This window comes from Flavobacterium aquariorum (assembly GCF_003254745.1).
GTDB classification, from domain to species: Bacteria; Bacteroidota; Bacteroidia; order Flavobacteriales; family Flavobacteriaceae; genus Flavobacterium; species Flavobacterium aquariorum.
In genome coordinates this window covers 101,770-120,898 of sequence record NZ_QKXH01000009.1, presented here as the reverse complement: position 1 = coordinate 120,898, position 19,129 = coordinate 101,770, and the positions used below count along the sequence as shown (strand labels likewise).

The 19,129-nt window shown below is 34.9% G+C and carries 17 protein-coding genes; 4 read left to right on the top strand and 13 right to left on the bottom strand.

All coding sequences use genetic code 11. The annotated features are described in order from the left end of the window. Positions 1-20 precede the first annotated feature (20 nt). From DOS84_RS14580 to DOS84_RS14570, 3 genes are read left to right on the top strand one after another with little or no spacing between them, the layout of a single operon-like run. A complete protein-coding gene (locus DOS84_RS14580) occupies positions 21-1,250 on the top strand; it encodes a nucleoside permease (protein WP_111410854.1) in 1,230 nt (409 codons plus the stop codon). Between the two features lie 19 nt (positions 1,251-1,269). Further along, complete coding sequence (locus DOS84_RS14575) at positions 1,270-2,163, top strand: hydroxypyruvate isomerase family protein (RefSeq protein ID WP_111410853.1); 894 nt, start codon at positions 1,270-1,272, stop codon at positions 2,161-2,163. A 27-nt stretch (positions 2,164-2,190) separates the two neighbouring features. Then, positions 2,191-3,063 carry a sugar phosphate isomerase/epimerase family protein gene (locus DOS84_RS14570; protein ID WP_111410852.1) on the top strand — a complete coding sequence of 291 codons (873 nt, stop codon included), beginning with the start codon at positions 2,191-2,193 and terminating at the stop codon, positions 3,061-3,063. Positions 3,064-3,174: 111 nt separating this feature from the next. Here DOS84_RS14570 and DOS84_RS14565 read toward each other — a convergent pair whose 3' ends face one another. From DOS84_RS14565 to pckA, 12 genes are all read right to left on the bottom strand, one after another. After that, positions 3,175-4,827: a M1 family metallopeptidase gene (locus DOS84_RS14565; protein ID WP_111410851.1), complete on the bottom strand. Its 1,653-nt coding sequence runs from the start codon at positions 4,825-4,827 to the stop codon at positions 3,175-3,177. 172 nt (positions 4,828-4,999) lie between these two features. Next, on the bottom strand, positions 5,000-5,599 hold the full coding sequence (gene hisIE, locus DOS84_RS14560) for a bifunctional phosphoribosyl-AMP cyclohydrolase/phosphoribosyl-ATP diphosphatase HisIE (protein WP_111410850.1): 600 nt from the start codon (positions 5,597-5,599) through the stop codon (positions 5,000-5,002). A 43-nt stretch (positions 5,600-5,642) separates the two neighbouring features. Beyond that, positions 5,643-6,398 (bottom strand): imidazole glycerol phosphate synthase subunit HisF, encoded by a 756-nt coding sequence (hisF, locus tag DOS84_RS14555; protein WP_111410849.1) that lies wholly within the window; start codon positions 6,396-6,398, stop codon positions 5,643-5,645. A gap of 12 nt (positions 6,399-6,410) precedes the next feature. Then, positions 6,411-6,716, bottom strand: coding sequence for an NIPSNAP family protein (locus tag DOS84_RS14550; RefSeq protein WP_111410848.1), 306 nt, complete (start codon positions 6,714-6,716; stop codon positions 6,411-6,413). A gap of 6 nt (positions 6,717-6,722) precedes the next feature. Next, complete coding sequence (gene hisA, locus DOS84_RS14545) at positions 6,723-7,448, bottom strand: 1-(5-phosphoribosyl)-5-[(5-phosphoribosylamino)methylideneamino]imidazole-4-carboxamide isomerase (protein WP_111410847.1); 726 nt, start codon at positions 7,446-7,448, stop codon at positions 6,723-6,725. A gap of 55 nt (positions 7,449-7,503) precedes the next feature. Next, entirely contained in the window at positions 7,504-8,085 is a 582-nt protein-coding gene (gene hisH / locus DOS84_RS14540; protein ID WP_111410846.1) for an imidazole glycerol phosphate synthase subunit HisH, read from the bottom strand. 4 nt (positions 8,086-8,089) lie between these two features. Further along, positions 8,090-8,437 carry a nuclear transport factor 2 family protein gene (locus DOS84_RS14535; RefSeq protein WP_207802067.1) on the bottom strand — a complete coding sequence of 116 codons (348 nt, stop codon included), beginning with the start codon at positions 8,435-8,437 and terminating at the stop codon, positions 8,090-8,092. 11 nt (positions 8,438-8,448) lie between these two features. Next, complete coding sequence (gene hisB, locus DOS84_RS14530) at positions 8,449-9,585, bottom strand: bifunctional histidinol-phosphatase/imidazoleglycerol-phosphate dehydratase HisB (protein WP_111410844.1); 1,137 nt, start codon at positions 9,583-9,585, stop codon at positions 8,449-8,451. 4 nt (positions 9,586-9,589) lie between these two features. Further along, complete coding sequence (gene hisC, locus DOS84_RS14525) at positions 9,590-10,636, bottom strand: histidinol-phosphate transaminase (protein WP_165830448.1); 1,047 nt, start codon at positions 10,634-10,636, stop codon at positions 9,590-9,592. Next, positions 10,626-11,918 carry a histidinol dehydrogenase gene (gene hisD, locus DOS84_RS14520; protein WP_111410843.1) on the bottom strand — a complete coding sequence of 431 codons (1,293 nt, stop codon included), beginning with the start codon at positions 11,916-11,918 and terminating at the stop codon, positions 10,626-10,628. The genes hisC and hisD overlap by 11 nt, the downstream gene beginning before the upstream one ends. 94 nt (positions 11,919-12,012) lie before the next feature. Further along, complete coding sequence (hisG, locus tag DOS84_RS14515) at positions 12,013-12,870, bottom strand: ATP phosphoribosyltransferase (protein ID WP_111410842.1); 858 nt, start codon at positions 12,868-12,870, stop codon at positions 12,013-12,015. A 434-nt stretch (positions 12,871-13,304) separates the two neighbouring features. Next, complete coding sequence (gene pckA / locus DOS84_RS14510) at positions 13,305-14,924, bottom strand: phosphoenolpyruvate carboxykinase (ATP) (protein WP_111410841.1); 1,620 nt, start codon at positions 14,922-14,924, stop codon at positions 13,305-13,307. 285 nt (positions 14,925-15,209) lie between these two features. Here pckA and DOS84_RS14505 point away from each other — a divergent pair, with 285 nt between their 5' ends. Beyond that, entirely contained in the window at positions 15,210-16,910 is a 1,701-nt protein-coding gene (locus DOS84_RS14505; protein ID WP_111410840.1) for a putative transporter, read from the top strand. A 78-nt stretch (positions 16,911-16,988) separates the two neighbouring features. Here DOS84_RS14505 and DOS84_RS14500 read toward each other — a convergent pair whose 3' ends face one another. After that, positions 16,989-18,965 (bottom strand): alpha-ketoacid dehydrogenase subunit alpha/beta, encoded by a 1,977-nt coding sequence (locus tag DOS84_RS14500; RefSeq protein ID WP_111410839.1) that lies wholly within the window; start codon positions 18,963-18,965, stop codon positions 16,989-16,991. Positions 18,966-19,129 lie beyond the last annotated feature (164 nt).

Genomic DNA, 19,129 nt, shown 5'->3' with positions numbered 1-19,129 from the left:
CCAAAAATCAACCTCTTTTTATGAATACAACTATCCGCATTAAATTATCTGTAATGATGTTTCTGGAATTTTTTATCTGGGGGGCATGGTTTGTCACTCTTGGTACTTTTTTAGGAAACAATTTAAAAGCTTCTGGTTCAGAAACGGCAGCTGTTTTTTCCACTCAATCATGGGGGGCTATTATTGCTCCATTTATTATTGGTTTGATTGCAGATCGTTATTTTAATGCAGAGAAAATCTTAGGTATTTTGCATTTAGCGGGTGCCTTTTTAATGTATCAGATGTATCAATCGGAAGATGTTGGGGCATTTTATATCTATGTATTGAGTTATATGGTTTTGTATATGCCGACATTGGCATTGGTAAATTCAGTGGCTTTCAACCAAATGAAAGATCCAGAAAAAGAGTTTGCCAATATTAGAGTTTGGGGAACTATAGGTTGGATTTTAGCAGGATTGTCTATTAGTTTCTTGTTTCATTGGGATTCCGTAGAAGCTGTTACTAATGGATTACTTAAAAACACATTTCTTTTGGCCGGAATTGCAGCTTTGGTTTTAGGTTTGTTAAGTTTTACGTTGCCTAAAACACCACCGAAAGTTAGTGAGGGGAAAATTAAAATTGCCGATATTATTGGTCTTGATGCTTTAAAACTTTTAAAAGATAAAAATTTCTTAATATTTTTTATTTCATCTATTCTAATTTGTATTCCGTTGGCTTTTTATTATCAAAATGCACATCCTTTTTTGACAGCTGCCGGAGTTGAAAACCCAACAGGGAAAATGGCAATAGGTCAAATATCCGAAGCTTTATTTTTACTATTCATTCCGGTATTCTTTGCGCGATTTGGATTTAAGAAAACAATTCTGGTGGGAATGCTCGCTTGGGCTGTTCGCTACGTTTTATTTGCATATGGCAACGGCGGTGATTTGAGTTTTATGCTTATTACCGGTATAGCTTTGCATGGAATTTGTTATGATTTTTTCTTTGTTTCAGGGCAAATTTATACGAATTCAAAAGCAGGAGAAAAATACAAAAGCGCTGCCCAAGGATTGATAACATTGGCTACTTATGGTATTGGGATGTTAATTGGGTTTGCGGTTGCAGGCTGGATTACGGATAATTACAAAACGGTTGAAGGAGCAATTAATTGGCAAATGGTATGGATAATTCCTGCCGGAATTGCTTTTGCAGTATTCTTAATTTTTGCTCTTTTATTTCAGGATAAAAACAAATTAGTCGAAGAAGTTTAAATATTTTAAATACAAAAAAATGAGTGCAACTTTTGATAGAAGAACCGCTATAAAAGGCATTCTTGCAGGAACTGTGACGTTAGGGATTCCAACAGGATTATCGGCTTTGGCAATACCGAAAGAAGAATTAAATTTAGAATCTAATATGTTGAAAGGAAGAATTAACCATTCAGTGGCTCGTTGGTGCTTCAGTGATTTTGATATTGAAACGCTTTGTTTGGAAGCTAAAAAAATTGGAATTACCGGTATTGATTTGGTTGGCCCAAAGGATTGGCCAATACTTAAAAAATACAATCTTGTTTCCACTATGTGTAATGGGGCCGAATTAAATTTAGTGGATGGTTTCAATGATTCAAAATTTCATGAACAATTGATTAAAAATTATACGGAAATGATTCCTTTAGTGGCTGAAGCGGGTTATAAAAACTTGATATGTTTTAGCGGAAGCAGAAGAGGAAAAACTGATGAAGAAGGCTGGAATAATTGTGTACTTGGGTTGCAAAAGTTAATTCCATTGGCCGAAAAACATAAAGTTACCTTGGTTATGGAGCTATTAAACAGTAAGATTGATCACAAAGATTATCAATGTGATAAAACCTATTGGGGAGTAGAATTAGTAAAACGAATCAATTCGGAAAATTTTAAATTGCTGTATGATATTTACCATATGCAAATTGATGAAGGTGACGTAATTCGAACTATAAAAGAAAGCCACAACTACATAGCCCACTATCATACTGCCGGAGTTCCGGGACGAAATGAAATTGACGAAACCCAAGAACTCAATTACAGCGCTATAATGAAAGCCATTGCTGACAGTGGCTTTACAGGTTTTGTAGGACAAGAGTTCATTCCTAAACAAAAAGATAAAATAGCCTCTTTGAAAAAGGCAATTGCGATTTGTGATATTTAATTTTTAATCTAATAAAAAGTAAAAACAATGATAAAGAGAAGAGATTTTATAATTAACAGCGGTTTGGCTTTGGGTGCATTGGCGATTGCTCCTTCCCTAGCTTTTTCAATAAAACCAAAAAATATTGGTCTTCAATTGTATACTTTGAGAGAAGCATTTTCTAAAGACGTAAAAGGCGTTTTAGAAAATGTGGCTAAGTCTGGGTATAAAGAAGTGGAAACGTATGGATTTTCAGCTGAAAAAGGATTTTTTGGTACTTCTCCAAAAGATTTCAAAAAGATACTGACTGATAGTGGACTAAAAGCGACAAGTGGTCATTATGATTTTAAATCATTTATAAAAGACAATAATAACGATTTTTTGAAAGCCTCTATTGAGTGTGCCAATGTACTAGGAAGTGAATATGTGGTTGTTCCTTGGTTAGAAGAAAGTTTAAGAAGTAAGCTAGACGATTACAAACAAATTGCACAAAAAGTAAACGAAGCGGCGGTTTTATGTAAACAATCTGGATTGAAGTTGGCTTACCATAACCATGATTTTGAGTTCAAGAAGTATGGTGATCAATGTGGTTATGATATTTTATTGAAAGAAACAGATAAAAAGTTAGTTGATTTTGAATTGGATCTGTATTGGGCAGTTCGCTCAGGAAATGATCCTTTGCAATTATTTAAAGCTAATCCTGGACGATTTACGATGTGGCATGTAAAAGATATGGATAAATCCAAAGTGGAATGGAATACAGAAATTGGGGAAGGAAGCATCAACTTTAAATCCATTTTCGCAGAAGCTAAGCTTTCCGGAATGCAGCACTTTTTTGTAGAACAAGAAACTAATTATTCTCCCAATCCAACTGATTCCATTAAAACTAGTTGGGATTATGTATCTAAAAATTTAATTTAAACTTATTTAGCTATTTCACTATTAAATTAATTTTAATAGCGAGTAAAAAAGTTCTTTAATAGAAAAAGACCAGCAATTGCTGGTCTTTTTCTATTAAAGAAGTAATGGTATTTAATTAGCATTCTTAGAAAAAACATAGAAATCCTTGTTTATTTCTACTTTTTCAATTTTAGAAGAATTTGTAAAATCACTCCAATCTGTCTTTGGGGTCAAAGTAACTTCCGTTCCGTTTAGAGCAACTTTTACTGGCATGTCAAAACCGGTGACAATATTTGTCCAACGGTATTTCAAAGTGTTGTTTTGATAAGTATATTCTAATGTTGGAATTCTAATGTCTCTCAAATATTGATTGAAGAATGGGTTTAAATCCATACCAACCTGTTGACTTAAATAATCTTCAATTTGTTTAGTAGTTACCGTCTGATGGTAAAAAGTACTGTTCAAACCTCTCAAAATACTTCTCCATTTTTCATCATTATTTACGATTTGGCGTAATGTATGCAACATGTTGGATCCTTTGTAATACATATCGCTCGAACCTTCATTGTTTACATCATAATGACCAATGATTGGAGTGTCATTTTGAATATTTTTTCGAATGCCTCTTTCGTATTCAAAACCTGCGTCTTTTCCATAATAGTACTCGACAAAAAGACTTTCGGAATAATTGGTAAAACTTTCGTGAATCCACATATCGGCAATGTCTTTGTAAGTAATATTGTTCGCAAACCATTCGTGTCCTGATTCGTGTACAATAATAAAATCAAATTTTAATCCCCAACCCGTTCCGCTCAAATCGCGTCCCAAATAACCATTTTGATAACCATTCCCGTAAGTTACGCTACTTTGATGCTCCATTCCTAAATACGGAACCTCTACTAGTTTGTAGCTGTCTTCATAGAAAGGATAAGGCCCGAACCAATATTCAAAAGCTTTCAGCATTCTCGGGACTTCTTTGAATTGCTCTTTTGCTTTTGCCAAATTATCTTTTAAGACATAGTAAGTACAATCTAAATCACCTTTTTCACCTTTGTATTTCTCTGAAAAAGTAACATAATCACCAATGTTGATATTTACCCCATAATTATTGATCGGATTTTTCACAACCCAAGTATACGTTTTGGTACCATCCTTTAGTGTTTTTACATTTTGCAAACGACCATTGGAAACATCGGTTAGTCCTCCCGGGACATTTACGCTGATTTTCATTCCCTCTACCTCATCATACATATGGTCTTTGTTAGGCCACCAAACGCTGGCTCCCAATCCTTGACAGGACGAGGCGATGAAATCTTTTCCATTTTTGTCTTTTTTCCAGGTTAATCCGCCATCCCATGGCGGTCTAACGGCTACTTTTGGTTTGCCGTGATAGAATATTTTTATTTCTTTTGTGGCACCAACATTTTGAGCAGAAGCCAATGTTATGAAAAAGGCGTTACCTTCTCTTTTATATTTTAATGTTACGCCATCTTGAGTAACCTTGGTGATTTCCATTGGATTTTGCAAGTCAATTTGCATTACATTATAAGGCTGTAATACTTTATATTGAATAACGTTAGACCCAGTAATTGTGCTATCTACAGGATTCACTTTTACATCCAAATCATAATGTTTTACATCCCACCAAACCCTTTCTCTGGTGATATTACCTCTTAATGAATCTTGTCTGGTAAAAACAGCATCCGATTTGCCAAGCAGTCCTTGCGCTTGGATTCCATTAGAGATTAAAAACACAATCAATAACGGTTTTAGATATTTTTTCATGGATTTGATAATTTTCCTCCAAAACTACATACTTTTTTTGATTTTTTATGATCAAAATAAAACCCAATAGCAATTAAATTGCTATTGGGTTTCTTGGAGTATTATGTTTACTTTAAAACTTTAAAATCTATTTTTTAGTTTTTACATGAGGCATATAATTGAAAAATATTTTTTATTTCTGACGGCTTTTTAAAACATCAACTACATCATTCAACTGAAACCCTTTTGCTTGCAGTAGAATCAAATAATGAAATAGTAAATCGGCGCTTTCGCTCAAGAACAAATCATTGTTGTCATCTTTGGCTTCAATTACCACTTCTACCGCTTCCTCCCCTACTTTTTGGGCAATTTTGTTGATTCCCAATTTGAATAAAGAAGCCACATAACTTTTTTCGGAATCAGCATTTTCTCTACGGGTTTTGATGGTATTTTCCAGATTCGAAATAAAACCATATTCCTGCTTGTTTTCGGTTGCCCAGCAGGTATCTGTCCCTTTGTGGCATGTTGGTCCCACAGGTATTGCCTGAATCAATAACGTATCATTGTCACAGTCGTTTTTGATATCAACCAAATTCAGGAAGTTACCACTCTCCTCGCCTTTCGTCCAAAGCCTTTGTTTGGAACGGCTGTAGAAAGTTACTTTTTTTGTATCCAAAGTTTTTTGATAGGCCTCGGCATTCATGTAACCCAACATCAAAACATTTTTGGTTTCGCTATCCTGAATTATCGCCGGAATCAATCCGTGTGCGCTTTTTGAAAAATCTATGTTCATAATTGTAGTCTAAAGTTGTAAAGTCGAATGTCTTAATGAAAAACTAAATGCGAACTTCTATATTATTGTTTTTTAATTCTTTTTTCAATGCTTTGATTTCTATTTCCTTAAAATGAAATACGCTTGCGGCCAAAGCAGCATCAGCTTTGCCATCAATAAAGGTATCTACAAAATGTTGCATATTGCCAGCTCCGCCTGAAGCTATTATTGGAATATTAACCAATTGAGACAATTTTGCCAAAGCTTCATTGGCAAAACCGTTTTTGGTACCATCGTGATTCATTGAGGTAAAAAGGATTTCTCCCGCACCTCTCTCTTCCACTTCTTTAGCCCAGTCAAACAATTTGATTTCGGTAGGTACTTTTCCGCCTACTAAATGCACAATCCATTCTTCATCAATTTGTTTGGCATCTATGGCGACAACTACACATTGGCTTCCGAATTTTTGTGCCAAATCATTAATTAACTGAGGATTTTTTACTGCCGATGAATTAATGGAAACCTTATCTGCACCATTTTGAAGCAAAACTTCCACATCTTCAACTGCCGAAATTCCACCACCCACAGTAAACGGAATATTAATTGTTGCCGCTACTTTTCGAACTAAATCAATCAAAGTTCTTCTTCTCTCTTCGGTTGCCGAAATATCTAGAAAAACCAATTCATCAGCACCTTCATCCGAATAGATTTTGGCCAATTCCACAGGATCACCGGCATCGCGCAAATCTACGAAATTAACGCCTTTTACGGTTCTTCCGTTTTTAATGTCGAGACAGGGTATTATTCTTTTTGTTAGCATTTTTTTGTTTTTTTATTCGAATACTGGACGTAAAAACGTTCGTTCGTAGCTCAATATACATCTTGTCTCTTCGGCAATTTTAAAAGCCTCGATACATTCTTGATCTTCCAAAATTAGTTTTCTGTAATTTTCATATTCTGCTAAACTAGAAAACGAAAACATTGCATAAGCTATGTTATTTGCTCCTTCAGATGGTAAAAAATAACCATGATGTTGCCCTCCAAAACGGTTGACTAATTTAATCCATCGTTTACCGTAATCTTCAAAAACATCTAGCTGAAAAGGGTCTATTGTGTATCTCAAATAACAAGTTACCATATTTTATTATTTACTAATTATATATTTTTCCAATTGTTTCAATGAAATCCTTCCTTCGTAAATGGCTTTTCCAATGATTGTTCCTTCACAACCTAATTCCGCCAGTTTAGGTAATTCATCAAATGTAGAAATTCCTCCAGAGGCTATCAATTTTATGCCATTGGCTTCCGCTAAAATCTTAGCATACAAATCAAAACTTGGTCCTTCCAACATTCCGTCTTTGGCAATATCAGTACAAATTACATACTGAATTCCTTTGTTTTGGTAATCTTGAATAAATGGTACCAAATCTTCATCAGAATCTTCCAACCAACCAGAAACAGCCACTTTTTCATCATTTGCATCCGCTCCCAAAATAATTTTATCCGAACCATATTCTGCAATCCATTTTTCGAAAATAGTTCTGTTTTTTACAGCGATACTTCCACCCGTGATTTGATTGGCTCCTGATTCAAAAGCTATTTTTAAATCGGAATCCGCTTTAAGGCCACCACCAAAATCAATTTTTAATTTGGTTTGTGTGGCAATTTGTTCCAATATTTTATAATTAATAATCTTGCTTGATTTAGCTCCATCCAAATCAACCAAATGTAAATATTCGATTCCGTGGGCTTCGAATGATTTGGCTACTTCAAGCGGGTTTTCGTTGTATATGATTTTCGTATTGTAATCGCCTTTGGATAAACGAACACATTTTCCTTCTATAATGTCTATTGCGGGTATTATTCTCATTGAGATTTTGGATTTTTGATTAACAATTTTTGATTTTAGATATTGTCATTGATATTTATAACTTCAAAAAGTTACCCAGTATTCGTTCGCCTACATCACCGCTTTTTTCGGGGTGAAATTGTGTTCCGTAGAAATTATCATTTTCCAACGCGGATGAATATTCCAGCTCATAATTGGTTGTAGAAATCGTTTCAGCACAAAGGGGAGCATAAAAACTATGAACCAGATACATGTATTCGTTCTCGGCAATTCCTTTGAACAAATCCGATTTTAGGTTGTAAATATTGTTCCAACCCATTTGTGGCACTTTTACTTTTGAAGAAAATTTAATCACATCTACATCAAAAATTCCCAAACCTTCCGTATTTCCTTCCTCAGAAGAATTACACATCAACTGCATTCCTAGACAAATTCCGAAAACGGGTTGTTTGAGCGTTGGAATTAAAGCATCTAGACCGCTTTGCTTAAGCATTTTCATTGCGTAACTCGCCTCGCCTACTCCAGGAAAAATTACTTTATCGGCAGACTTTATTTCTTCTGGATTATTACTCAAAACGGCTTTGAATCCCAATCTTTCGATGGCAAACATGATACTTTGAATATTTCCTGCTCCATAATTTATGATTACTATTTTCATTTTCTTAATTAGTATAATGGGCTATCATTTTATTTACCAATCCTTCATCATTGAAAAACATAACTTCGATAGCCATTTTATTCATAATAGATTTGTAATATAAAGCCACTGAATTAACACCAAATGTAACTTCTATTAGCTCAAAATGTAAATCAGGAAACTTAATCAAGGCTTTATTCCAATACTCTTTGACGGATTGTTTTCCGGAAAGAGAACCACTTTCTATTCCTCCGGCCAATTTTATCATTGGTGTGGTAATTTCAATGTCTTCTGAATAATGTTTCATTATGTTTTCTAAATCATGAGAATTCCATGATTCAATCCACTCTTTAGCAAATTTTTGAGCATCCATAATTGGTAATATTAAAGCATTCCTTTAGTTGATGGCAAAATCATCTTTTCTGTATCACGTTTTACGGCTACTTTTATCGCTTTTGCAAAAGCTTTAAAGATGGCTTCAATTTTGTGATGCTCGTTGGTTCCTTCCGCTTTGATGTTGATATTGGCTTTGGCTCCGTCAGAAAATGATTTAAAGAAATGATAAAACATCTCTGTTGGCATTTTACCTACCATTTCACGCTTGAATTCGGTTTCCCAAACCAGCCAGTTTCTACCTCCGAAATCAATCGCAACCTGAGATAGGCAGTCGTCCATTGGCAAACAAAAACCATAACGCTCGATACCTAGTTTGTTCCCTAATGCTTTGGCGAAAACTTCCCCAAGCGCAATGGCGGTATCTTCTATAGTATGGTGCTCATCCACTTCAAGGTCTCCTTTTACCAAAATGTCCAAGTCCATTTGACCGTGGCGCGCAATTTGGTCAAGCATGTGATCAAAAAACGCGATTCCGGTTTCAATTTTGCTTTTTCCCGTTCCGTCCAAGTTCAGGTTGATGTAAATATCAGTTTCATTAGTCTTTCTTGTAATCGAAGCCGAACGCGCTTCGAGTTTCAAAAACTCATAAATGGTTTTCCAATCGGTAGATTGCAATACGATTACTTCGTCTAATTCTTCTTTCTTACTTGAAACTTCAGCTACTCCTAAATCATCTTCTGATTTCATAAAAATTGCTTTAGCCCCTAGATTTTTGGCTAATTCAACATCGGTCAAACGATCGCCCAGAACGAATGAGTTAGCCAAATCATATTCAGGATTATTAATGTACTTGGTTAACATTCCTGTTCTTGGCTTGCGGGTTGGTGCATTATCTTCCGGGAAAGAACGGTCCACGAAAATATCATCAAAAAGAACGCCTTCATTTTCAAAAGCTCTCAAGATGAAGTTTTGGGTTGGCCAAAAAGTATCTTCCGGAAAACTGTCGGTTCCCAATCCGTCCTGATTGGTAACCATAACCAATTCGTAATCCATTTCTTTGGCAATTTTTGCCAAATATTGAAATGCTTTTGGATAAAATTCCAATTTTTCCAGGCTGTCTAACTGATAATTTTCAGGTTCTAAAACAATGGTTCCGTCACGATCTATAAAAAGTACTTTCTTCATTTTCTTAAGCTATTAATGCTTCTATTAATTTTTTATTTTCTTCTTCCGTTCCAATAGTCAAACGCAAACAGTTCTCACATAAAGGCTGTGTCGTTCTATTGCGGATTACAATTCCTTTGGCAATCAAATCATTGTATCTTTTGTTGGCGTCATCCACTTTGATTAAAATAAAATTTGCCTCAGTTGGATAGATTTTTTCCACGTATTTTATATCAAGTAAAACTTTAAGTAACTCATCTCTTTGCTTTATTATTGTAACGATTTCAGATTGTATGGCATTGGTATTGTTCAATCTTTCTAAAGCCCTTTTTTGGGTTAATTCATTTACATTATATGGTGGTTTTATTTTGTTTAAAACCGCGATTATTTCTGATGAAGCATAACAAATTCCCAAACGAATTCCTGCCAAACCATAGGCTTTTGAAAGTGTCTGTGTGATAATCAAATTAGGGTATTGGTCAATTTTTTTCAACCAGCTTTCTTTTTCTGAAAAATCAATATATGCTTCGTCAATAACAATCAAACCATTAAAGTGCTCCAATAAAGTCGTAACGCTTTCTTCTGAAAAAGAATTCCCGGTTGGGTTATTGGGCGAACACAAAAAGATCATTTTGGTGTTATCATCTATTGCCTTAAAGATTTTTTCAATTTGAGGTTGAAAATCGGTTGAAAGCAATACTTCTCTATTTTCCACCGCATTGATATTAGCCAAAACACCGTACATTCCGTAAGTAGGTGGCAAAGTAATCACATTGTCCTTTTTTGGCTCGCAAAATGCTCTGAAAATCAAATCCAGCACCTCGTCACTACCGTTTCCCAACAGCATTTGGTTCGGATTTACTTTGTTTTGTTTTGCAAGGATATTTTTTACCGAAGCTTGTTGCGGGTCAGGATAACGATTCACGCCACTATTGTATGGATTTTCATTGGCATCCAAAAAAACCATATCAGCAGTGTCAAAATCCTCAAATTCATCTCTCGCAGACGAATATGGTTTTAAGACCTTAACGTTGTCACGAACTAAACTATCTAAATTAAAACTATTTATCATTTTCAAGGGCTTTTAAGCGTAAAGTAACTGCATTTTTGTGGGCTTGTAATCCCTCGGCTTCTGCCATAATTTCAATCGCAGAACCAATATTTTGTATTCCTTTTTCGGAAATTTTCTGAAAAGTCATCGATTTGGTGAAACTATCCAAATTTACTCCACTATAATTTTTGGCATAACCGTTCGTAGGCAAGGTATGATTGGTTCCAGAAGCATAATCTCCTGCGCTTTCCGGAGTGTAGTTTCCAATAAAGACAGAGCCCGCATTAGCAATATTGTCTATATAAAAAGTTTCATCTTTGGTACAAATAATAAAATGCTCTGGTCCATATTCATTGATTAATTCTAAAGCGATGGTGTCATTTTCAACAAAAATCAATTTTGAATTTGCAATGGCTTTTTCTGCAATGGTTTTTCTTGGAAGAACTTCCATTTGCGATTGCACTTCTTTTGCTACGGCATCAATCAATTGCTTAGAAGTCGAAACCAAAATCACTTGACTGTCTGTTCCATGTTCAGCTTGGGACAGTAAATCGGAAGCTACGAAAGCGGGAACGGCAGTATCATCGGCAACAATCAACAACTCAGATGGACCTGCAGGCATGTCGATGGCAACACCAAATTGGGTAGCCAATTGTTTGGCAACGGTCACAAATTGGTTTCCGGGACCAAATATTTTATACACTTTTGGAATAGTAACAGTTCCAAAAGTCATTCCTGCAATGGCTTGAATTCCGCCAACTTTCAGAATTTTGGTCACGCCACATAGATAAGCGGCATACAAAATGGCTGGATTGATATTTCCATTTTTATCAGGAGGAGAACATAAGACGATTTCGCTGCAGCCTGCAAGATTAGCGGGTACCGCAAGCATCAATACCGTTGAAAATAAAGGAGCGGTCCCTCCTGGGATGTATAAACCAATTTTTTGGATTGGTCTTTTCTCCTGCCAACAGTTTACACCTTCTATGGTTTCCACTATGATGCGGTTTGTTTTTTGTGCAGCGTGGAATTTTTCAATATTTGATTTTGCCAATTGAATGGCTTCTTTTAATTCTTTCGAAATAGTTGCGATTGCAGTTGCTATTTCGGTTTGTGAAACTTCTAAATCAGGTACTGAAACCCCATCAAATAGAGATGTATATTTTGCAACAGCAAAATCACCTTTTGATTGTACTTCCTTGAAAATCCCTTTTACAGTTGCTTCAATATCATCAACTGTTTTAGTTGGTCTTTCTAAAATTGCTGACCAAGTTTCTGGTTTTGGATTGTATATTTTGTTCATTTTTTGTATGCTTTAAGCTTTAAGCTATATGCTATAAGCTAATTAACTTGTGTTTTAGAAGGCTTAGAGCTTATTGCCTAAAGCCTAAAGCTTGTTACAGTACCATTTTTTCGATTGGGCAAACTAAAATTCCTTCAGCACCAACGTCTTTCAATTTATCAATTACTTCCCAAAAGGTGTCTTTATCGATTACCGAGTGAACGCTACTCCATCCTTCTTGTGCCAAAGGCAAAACGGTTAAGCTTCGCAATACAGGAAGGATCTTTCCAACTGCATCAATTTTGTCATTTGGAATGTTCATCAAAATGTATTTTGATTTTCTTGCTCTTAATACTGATTCGATTCTGAATTTTAGGGTGTCTATTATTTTTTGAGATTCAGGGCTTACTTTTGGAGAAACCGCTAATACAGCTTCACTTTTGAAAATAACTTCAACTTCCTTTAAATTATTTTTGAACAAAGTACTTCCGCTGGATACAATATCTACAATGGCATCAGCCAAACCTATATTTGGGGCAATTTCTACCGAACCGGATATTTGGTGAATATCAACAGTTATTCCTTTAGAACTAAAAAAATCAATTACAGTGTTGGGATAAGAAGTTGCTATTCGCATCCCTTCTAAATCTTTTACTGATTGATAATTAAATGTTTTAGGTACTGCTACAGATACTTTGCATTTTGAAAATCCTAATTTTTGAATTACTTCAATATTTTTTCCTTTTTCAACCAATAAATTATCTCCAACAATAGCAATGTCTACTACTCCATCAATTAAATATTGAGGGATATCTGAATTTCGTAAATACAAAACCTCTAAAGGAAAATTCGAAGCCTCTGCTTTTAATTGATCTATTCCATTATCTATTGAGATGCCTGCATCTTTTAGGATTTGGATGCTTTCTTCGTTTAAACGTCCTGATTTTTGAATTGCAATTTTAAGTGTACTCATTTTTAGTTTTTTAGTTTGTAGTTTAAATTAATGTTTGAGTACAAAGAATAGGTAATAAAAAACCCGTTTGATGTACTCAAACGGGTTTAGATTATTGTGATTTACACGCATACCATTAACACATCGCTTGAGGGCAATTATGAGAATGATGATGATGTAATTGAATTGATAACATAACTTTATAAAATTAGATAACTCTTTGTTTCTTTTGCAAATATAGAGGAAAAATTAATTGCAATCCAATTTTTATTTTAACGTTTCAATAATTATTTGTTAAATTAAAAAGTAAGGATTCAATGGGTTTGTTAAATTACCACAAAACGAATTGATCTTGAGTGATATTTTTAATTTTAAATACAAAACACCTATCGATGCTGTTTTTTATGCATTATCAATAGGTGTTTAACCAACTTTAAATAATTATCAATAATTTTCTAATTTAAAACTGCTTCCAAAGAAGGTCCAGCAGCGACCAAACGTTTTCCTTCTTCAGTATCCGTATATTGCTCGAAATTTTTAATGTAACGCTCTGATAAATCTTTTGCTTTACTTTCCCATTCGTCGGCATTTTTATAAGTATCTCTTGGATCAAGGATTCCTTCGCTAACATTTGTTAAAGCCGTTGGGATAGTTAAGTTCAAGTATGGAACTGTTTTTGTATCTGCAGAATCGATTTCACCACTAATGATGGCATCAATTATAGCTCTGGTGTTTTTTAGCGAAATTCTTTTCCCTGTTCCGTTCCAACCTGTGTTTACCAAGTATGCTTTTGCTCCGTGCTCTTTCATTTTTCCAATTAATGTTTTAGAATACATTGTTGGATGTAATGTTAAGAAAGCTTCACCAAATGCTGGAGAGAAAGAAGGTTCTGGAGAAGTAATTCCTCTTTCAGTCCCTGCCAATTTGGAAGTATATCCACATAAGAAGTGGTATTGAGCTTGATCTTCATCTAAGATAGAAACAGGAGGCAATACTCCAAAGGCATCAGCAGAAAGATAAATTATTTTGCTTGCGTGCCCTGCTTTAGAAGGCAATACAATTTTGTTAATATGATAAATTGGATAAGACACTCTTGAGTTCTCAGTGATTGAGTGATCATAGTAGTCAATTTCTCCGTACTCATCAACGATTACATTTTCTAATAATGCATCTCTTTTGATAGCTCTCCAGATGTCTGGTTCGTTTTCTTCGGATAAATCAATTACTTTAGCATAACAACCTCCTTCATAGTTAAATACTCCATTGTTATCCCATCCGTGCTCATCATCACCAATTAAATATCTTTTTGGATCGGCAGAAAGGGTGGTTTTTCCTGTTCCTGAAAGTCCGAAGAATACGGCAACATCTCCTTTTTCGCCAACGTTGGCAGAACAGTGCATTGAAGCCATTCCTTTTAACGGTAAATAGTAGTTCATTATGGAAAACATGCCTTTTTTCATTTCGCCTCCATACCAAGTTCCTCCAATAATTTGAATTTTTTCAGTAAGGTTGAATACAACGAAATTTTCAGAGTTTAATCCTTGCTCTCTCCAGTTTGGGTTTACCGTTTTTGAACCGTTCATTACTATGAAATCAGGCTGTCCAAAGTTTTCCAACTCATAATTTGAAGGTCTGATAAACATATTGGTAACAAAATGAGCTTGCCAAGCGACTTCCATTACGAAACGAACCTTAAGTCTTGTGTCTGGATTTGTCCCGCAAAAAGCATCGACTACATATAATTTTGGAGATGTTGAAAGTTGTTTTAGAACTAGTCCTTTCAATTCATCATAAATTCCCTGAGTTGTAGGAAAATTCACTTTATCATCCCAATAGATAGTGTCTTTTGAAACGGAGTCTTTAACAATGTATCTGTCTTTAGGAGAACGACCCGTAAAAACTCCTGTTTTTACTGCAACCGCACCTGTATCAGTTAAAGCACCTTTTTCATATCCTTTTCTTTTATTGGAAACTTCTGCTTTGAATAATTCTTCATAAGAAGGGTTGTATACAACTTCATGGTATCCTGTGATTCCTAAATTGTGTAATTCCTGAATAATTTTGATGTTTTTCATGTTTCTTTATTTATGTAATTTGATGTGTTAATTTCTTTATCAAAAGTACTCCAGCTAACAAAGAAAAAAACTGATTTTTATCATGTTTGTCAAAAAAATATGCGCAAACGTTTTCGTTTTTGTCTTGTTTTACAAGGAGTTAGAAAGTATTCTTTAAAGTTACACTAAGTTTTGGTAACAATTTGATACTTAGTGTTAAAGTAAGTCAAAACTGATTTTTGTCATATTTAAATAACAAAATTATTAATTTATTTACATCATTATTCACAACTAAAATATAATATTATGTTTGAATGGTTTAAAGTATTATTTACTCCCACCGAAACACCAGAAATGACACAATCTCTAATAGTCTTATTTATGGCTATTAGTGTTGGATTTTTTGCAGGAAAACTTAAAATTGGTAATGTGTCGCTTGGGGTGTCCGCGGTAATGTTTGTGGGCTTATTTTTAGGTCATTTGGGGTTTAGTATGGATGCTGAACTCATTCAGTTCGTGCGGGAATTTGGTTTAATTCTGTTTGTTTACGGTATTGGGATCCAGGTAGGGCCAACTTTCTTTTCTTCTTTCAAAAAAGAAGGCCTGATTTTTAATGCTTTGGGAGTTGGAACCGTTTTTTTGGGTGGAATTATTGCCTATTTAATTCATTTATTAGCCAATGTAAAAATTGAAAATGCTGTTGGATTAATGTCAGGTTCGGTTACGAATACTCCAGGTTTAGGGGCTGCCAAATCGACTTTGATTGAAATCCAAAAACAATTGAACCTTCCTTCTGATCACTTTTCAGATCCAGCCATTGCTTATGCTATAACTTATCCTATTGGGGTTTTTGGGATTATCATGATTATAATATTAGCCAAAAACTTTTTGAAAATTGATTTGTCGAATGAAGTTATTTTACTCAATGTAAAAAATAAAGATTCAGAAAATAAAATAGTTCGTCAAAAATGCAGAGTTACGCAGCCCAATGTAGTAGGAAAAACAATCCGTCAAATATTCAAAGAATTTCATATTGAGAATGTAATTATTTCAAGGCAAAAACAAAGCGGAACCAAGGTGGTTTTTTCTCCTTCATTAGATTCTATAATAAAAGATAAGGACGTTTTGATGGTAGTAGCTAAACAAAAAGATATTAATAAATTTATTGATATTGTCGGAAAAGTATCAACGGATTTATTCATTGAGTCTGAAGATGATGTTACAACCAAAATCCTTAGTGTAACTAAAAAAACGGCGACTCATAAAACATTGGCACAACTGGATTTATACAATCAATTTGGTTTAAAAGTTACTCGCGTAGTTCGTTCCGGATTAGAAATTTTAGCACAGCCTACACTGGAACTTTATTATGGGGATACTTTATTGGTAGTAGGTAGTAAAGAAGCAATTCAGGAAGCTGAGAATATTATCGGAAATTCTAAAAAAATACTTTTGGAGCCTGATTTTCTTTCTCTTTTCGGAGGGTTGATTTTTGGTGTTATTATTGGGTCAATTCCAATAATGATTCCTTCTCTGCCTGTTCCGTTAAAATTAGGATTGGCTGCTGGTCCTCTTTTGGCCGCATTATTTATCAGTAGATATGGCGGAGTTGGTGTAATTCATTCGTATATCAATAACGGTGCAATTCATTTTATGAAAGATTTCGGAATTTGTTTATTCTTCGCAGCGGTTGGGATTAAAGCCGGTCATGGTTTCTATGATAATTTTATAGCAAATGATGGATGGATGTGGATTTATTATGGTTGCTACATTACTTTTATACCATTAACGATATTGGTACTTATAAGCCGATTTGTATTTAAACTTAATTTTTATCAAATGGTGGGTATTATGAGTGGCTCCTATACCGATCCTGCTGCATTGGCTTTTAGTACCAAATATTTAGATTCTGATATACCTAACCAATCGTACGCTACAGTTTATCCGTTAGTAACCATCAGTAGAATATTGGTGGCACAGCTTCTTATTTTGCTGTTTGCGAGTTGATCATTAATTTATTTTCCAAAACAAAAAGGATGTCTAATTGCAGACATCCTTTTTGTTTTTTAATTTATAGTTTCTTCATTAATACTCTAAAAGTGCTTTTAATTCGGTTTCAAATCGACCTTTCGGTAAATATTGATCTTCCAATGCCTTTGTAAATGGAATAGGAGAATCCAAACTCGCCACACGTTTTACAGGTGCATCTAAGTATTCGAAACAATTTTCCATAATCAAGGCCGAAATATCGCTAGCAACGCCACCAAACATAGAATCTTCTTGATAAATAATCACTTTTCCTGTCTTTTTAACCGAGGTATAAATCGCTTCGGTATCCAAAGGTTGAAGTGTTCTTAAATCCAATACATCGGCTTTTATTTCAGGATTTTTGCCTAATGTGTCCAAAGCCCAGTGTACTGCGGCTCCAAAAGAAATAATGGTAATATCATTTCCTTCTTTTAGCAAAGCGGCTTTTCCTAATGGAATAGTATAGTAGTTTGTAGGCACCTCTTGTGATAAACTTCTGTATAATTGTTTGTGTTCGAAGAAAAGCACAGGATTAGGATCATTGATTGAAGCATTCAGCAAACCTTTGACATCATAAGGAAAGGCTGGATATACGACTTTTAGACCAGGAGTTTTTGTAAACCAGGCTTCATTGGTTTGGGAATGAAAAGGTCCCGCCTGAGTTCCGCCTCCACAAGGCATACGAACCACGACATCGGCTTTCTCTAACCACCGGTAATGTGATTTGGCCAATAAATTAACTATTGGATTAAATCCAGTGGATACAAAATCGGCAAATTGCATTTCGACAATCGCTTTATATCCATTAATTGATAATCCCATCGCTGTTGAAACTACTGCGCTTTCGCAAATGGGTGTATTTCGAACACGGTCTTTGCCAAATTGCGCCACAAAACCATCTGTTATTTTGAAAGCTCCGCCATATTCGGCAATATCCTGTCCCATGATAACCGATTTTTCATGACGCTCCATAGATTGACGTAAACTGCTGGAAATGGCGTCTATAAAGCGAATATTCTCTACTTCTGCATTCGGAAGAAATTCTTCATGAATATAGGGTTGGTAAACATCATTTAATTCTCCTTCGTAAGTGGGAACTATTTCTGGTTCGGCATTAGCCATAGCCCAACTTTCGTCAATATCTTTTTTGATTTCGTGTTGTATTTCATCATCATGCTCTTTGGTAAGGATATTGTTTTGGTATAAATAGCTTCTGTAATTGTCCACAGGGTCTTTTGCAGCCCATAAATCCATTAATTCCTGGGGAACATATTTAGTGCCACTCGCCTCTTCATGACCTCGCATTCTGAATGTTTTGAATTCCAATAAAATTGGACGTGGATTCTCAGCAATCGATGCTTTTAATTCTGTTAATAGATTAAATACTTCCAAAATATTATTCCCGTCAACGATGTGACTTTCGATTCCGTATCCGATTCCTTTATCGGCAAGGTTTTCGCAACGATATTGTTCATTGGTAGGAGTCGATAAACCGTAACCGTTATTTTCAATTATAAAAAGAACTGGCAAATCCCAAACCGCTGCGATATTCAAGGCTTCATGAAAATCGCCTTCACTGGTGGCGCCTTCTCCGGTAAAAACAGCCGTTACTTTTCCGTTTTTCTGTAATTTATTGGCCAATGCTATTCCGTCGGCAACGCCCAGTTGAGGTCCCAGATGCGAAATCATTCCGATAATTTTATAAAGCTGTGTTCCAAAGTGAAAACTTCGGTCTCTACCTTTGGTAAAACCATTGGCTTTGCCTTGCCATTGTGAAAATAAACGATGTAAGGGAATGTCCCTTCCTGTAAATACACCCAAGTTTCGGTGCATCGGTAGAATGTATTCATCGGTGTCCAAAACAGCGGTAATACCTACTGAAATGGCTTCTTGTCCTATGCCAGAGAACCATTTAGACACTTTCCCTTGTCGAATAAGGATTAACATTTTTTCCTCAACCAATCTCGGTTTCAGAATTCTTTTATATAGATCTAATAAGGTATCGTTAGATAGGTTTTTTTTATCAAAATTCATTTTTAGTCGTATTTGGTGAATATCTCAAAGATAAAAAAATATAACAGTTTAACTGAAAAATGTTATATTATTTTAAAATGTCAATAATTTTTAAAATAACTTATCTATTTTATTTTTTATCTTTGTACTTACGAAGTTTTAAAACTTCTAAAGTATTAAATACA

Excerpts from the sequence above, each read along its gene's own strand:
- DOS84_RS14550 (WP_111410848.1), bottom strand. The coding sequence starts at position 6,716 with ATGGTAACTTGTTATTTGAGATACACAATAGACCCTTTTCAGCTAGAT.
- DOS84_RS14505 (WP_111410840.1), top strand. The coding sequence starts at position 15,210 with ATGTTTGAATGGTTTAAAGTATTATTTACTCCCACCGAAACACCAGAA.
- DOS84_RS14575 (WP_111410853.1), top strand. The coding sequence starts at position 1,270 with ATGAGTGCAACTTTTGATAGAAGAACCGCTATAAAAGGCATTCTTGCA.
- hisIE (WP_111410850.1), bottom strand. The coding sequence starts at position 5,599 with ATGAACATAGATTTTTCAAAAAGCGCACACGGATTGATTCCGGCGATA.
- hisA (WP_111410847.1), bottom strand. The coding sequence starts at position 7,448 with ATGAGAATAATACCCGCAATAGACATTATAGAAGGAAAATGTGTTCGT.
- hisD (WP_111410843.1), bottom strand. The coding sequence starts at position 11,918 with ATGAACAAAATATACAATCCAAAACCAGAAACTTGGTCAGCAATTTTA.
- hisF (WP_111410849.1), bottom strand. The coding sequence starts at position 6,398 with ATGCTAACAAAAAGAATAATACCCTGTCTCGACATTAAAAACGGAAGA.
- pckA (WP_111410841.1), bottom strand. The coding sequence starts at position 14,924 with ATGAAAAACATCAAAATTATTCAGGAATTACACAATTTAGGAATCACA.
- hisC (WP_165830448.1), bottom strand. The coding sequence starts at position 10,636 with ATGATAAATAGTTTTAATTTAGATAGTTTAGTTCGTGACAACGTTAAG.
- hisB (WP_111410844.1), bottom strand. The coding sequence starts at position 9,585 with ATGAAGAAAGTACTTTTTATAGATCGTGACGGAACCATTGTTTTAGAA.
- DOS84_RS14570 (WP_111410852.1), top strand. The coding sequence starts at position 2,191 with ATGATAAAGAGAAGAGATTTTATAATTAACAGCGGTTTGGCTTTGGGT.
- DOS84_RS14565 (WP_111410851.1), bottom strand. The coding sequence starts at position 4,827 with ATGAAAAAATATCTAAAACCGTTATTGATTGTGTTTTTAATCTCTAAT.
- DOS84_RS14535 (WP_207802067.1), bottom strand. The coding sequence starts at position 8,437 with ATGGATGCTCAAAAATTTGCTAAAGAGTGGATTGAATCATGGAATTCT.
- DOS84_RS14580 (WP_111410854.1), top strand. The coding sequence starts at position 21 with ATGAATACAACTATCCGCATTAAATTATCTGTAATGATGTTTCTGGAA.
- DOS84_RS14500 (WP_111410839.1), bottom strand. The coding sequence starts at position 18,965 with ATGAATTTTGATAAAAAAAACCTATCTAACGATACCTTATTAGATCTA.
- hisG (WP_111410842.1), bottom strand. The coding sequence starts at position 12,870 with ATGAGTACACTTAAAATTGCAATTCAAAAATCAGGACGTTTAAACGAA.
- hisH (WP_111410846.1), bottom strand. The coding sequence starts at position 8,085 with ATGAAAATAGTAATCATAAATTATGGAGCAGGAAATATTCAAAGTATC.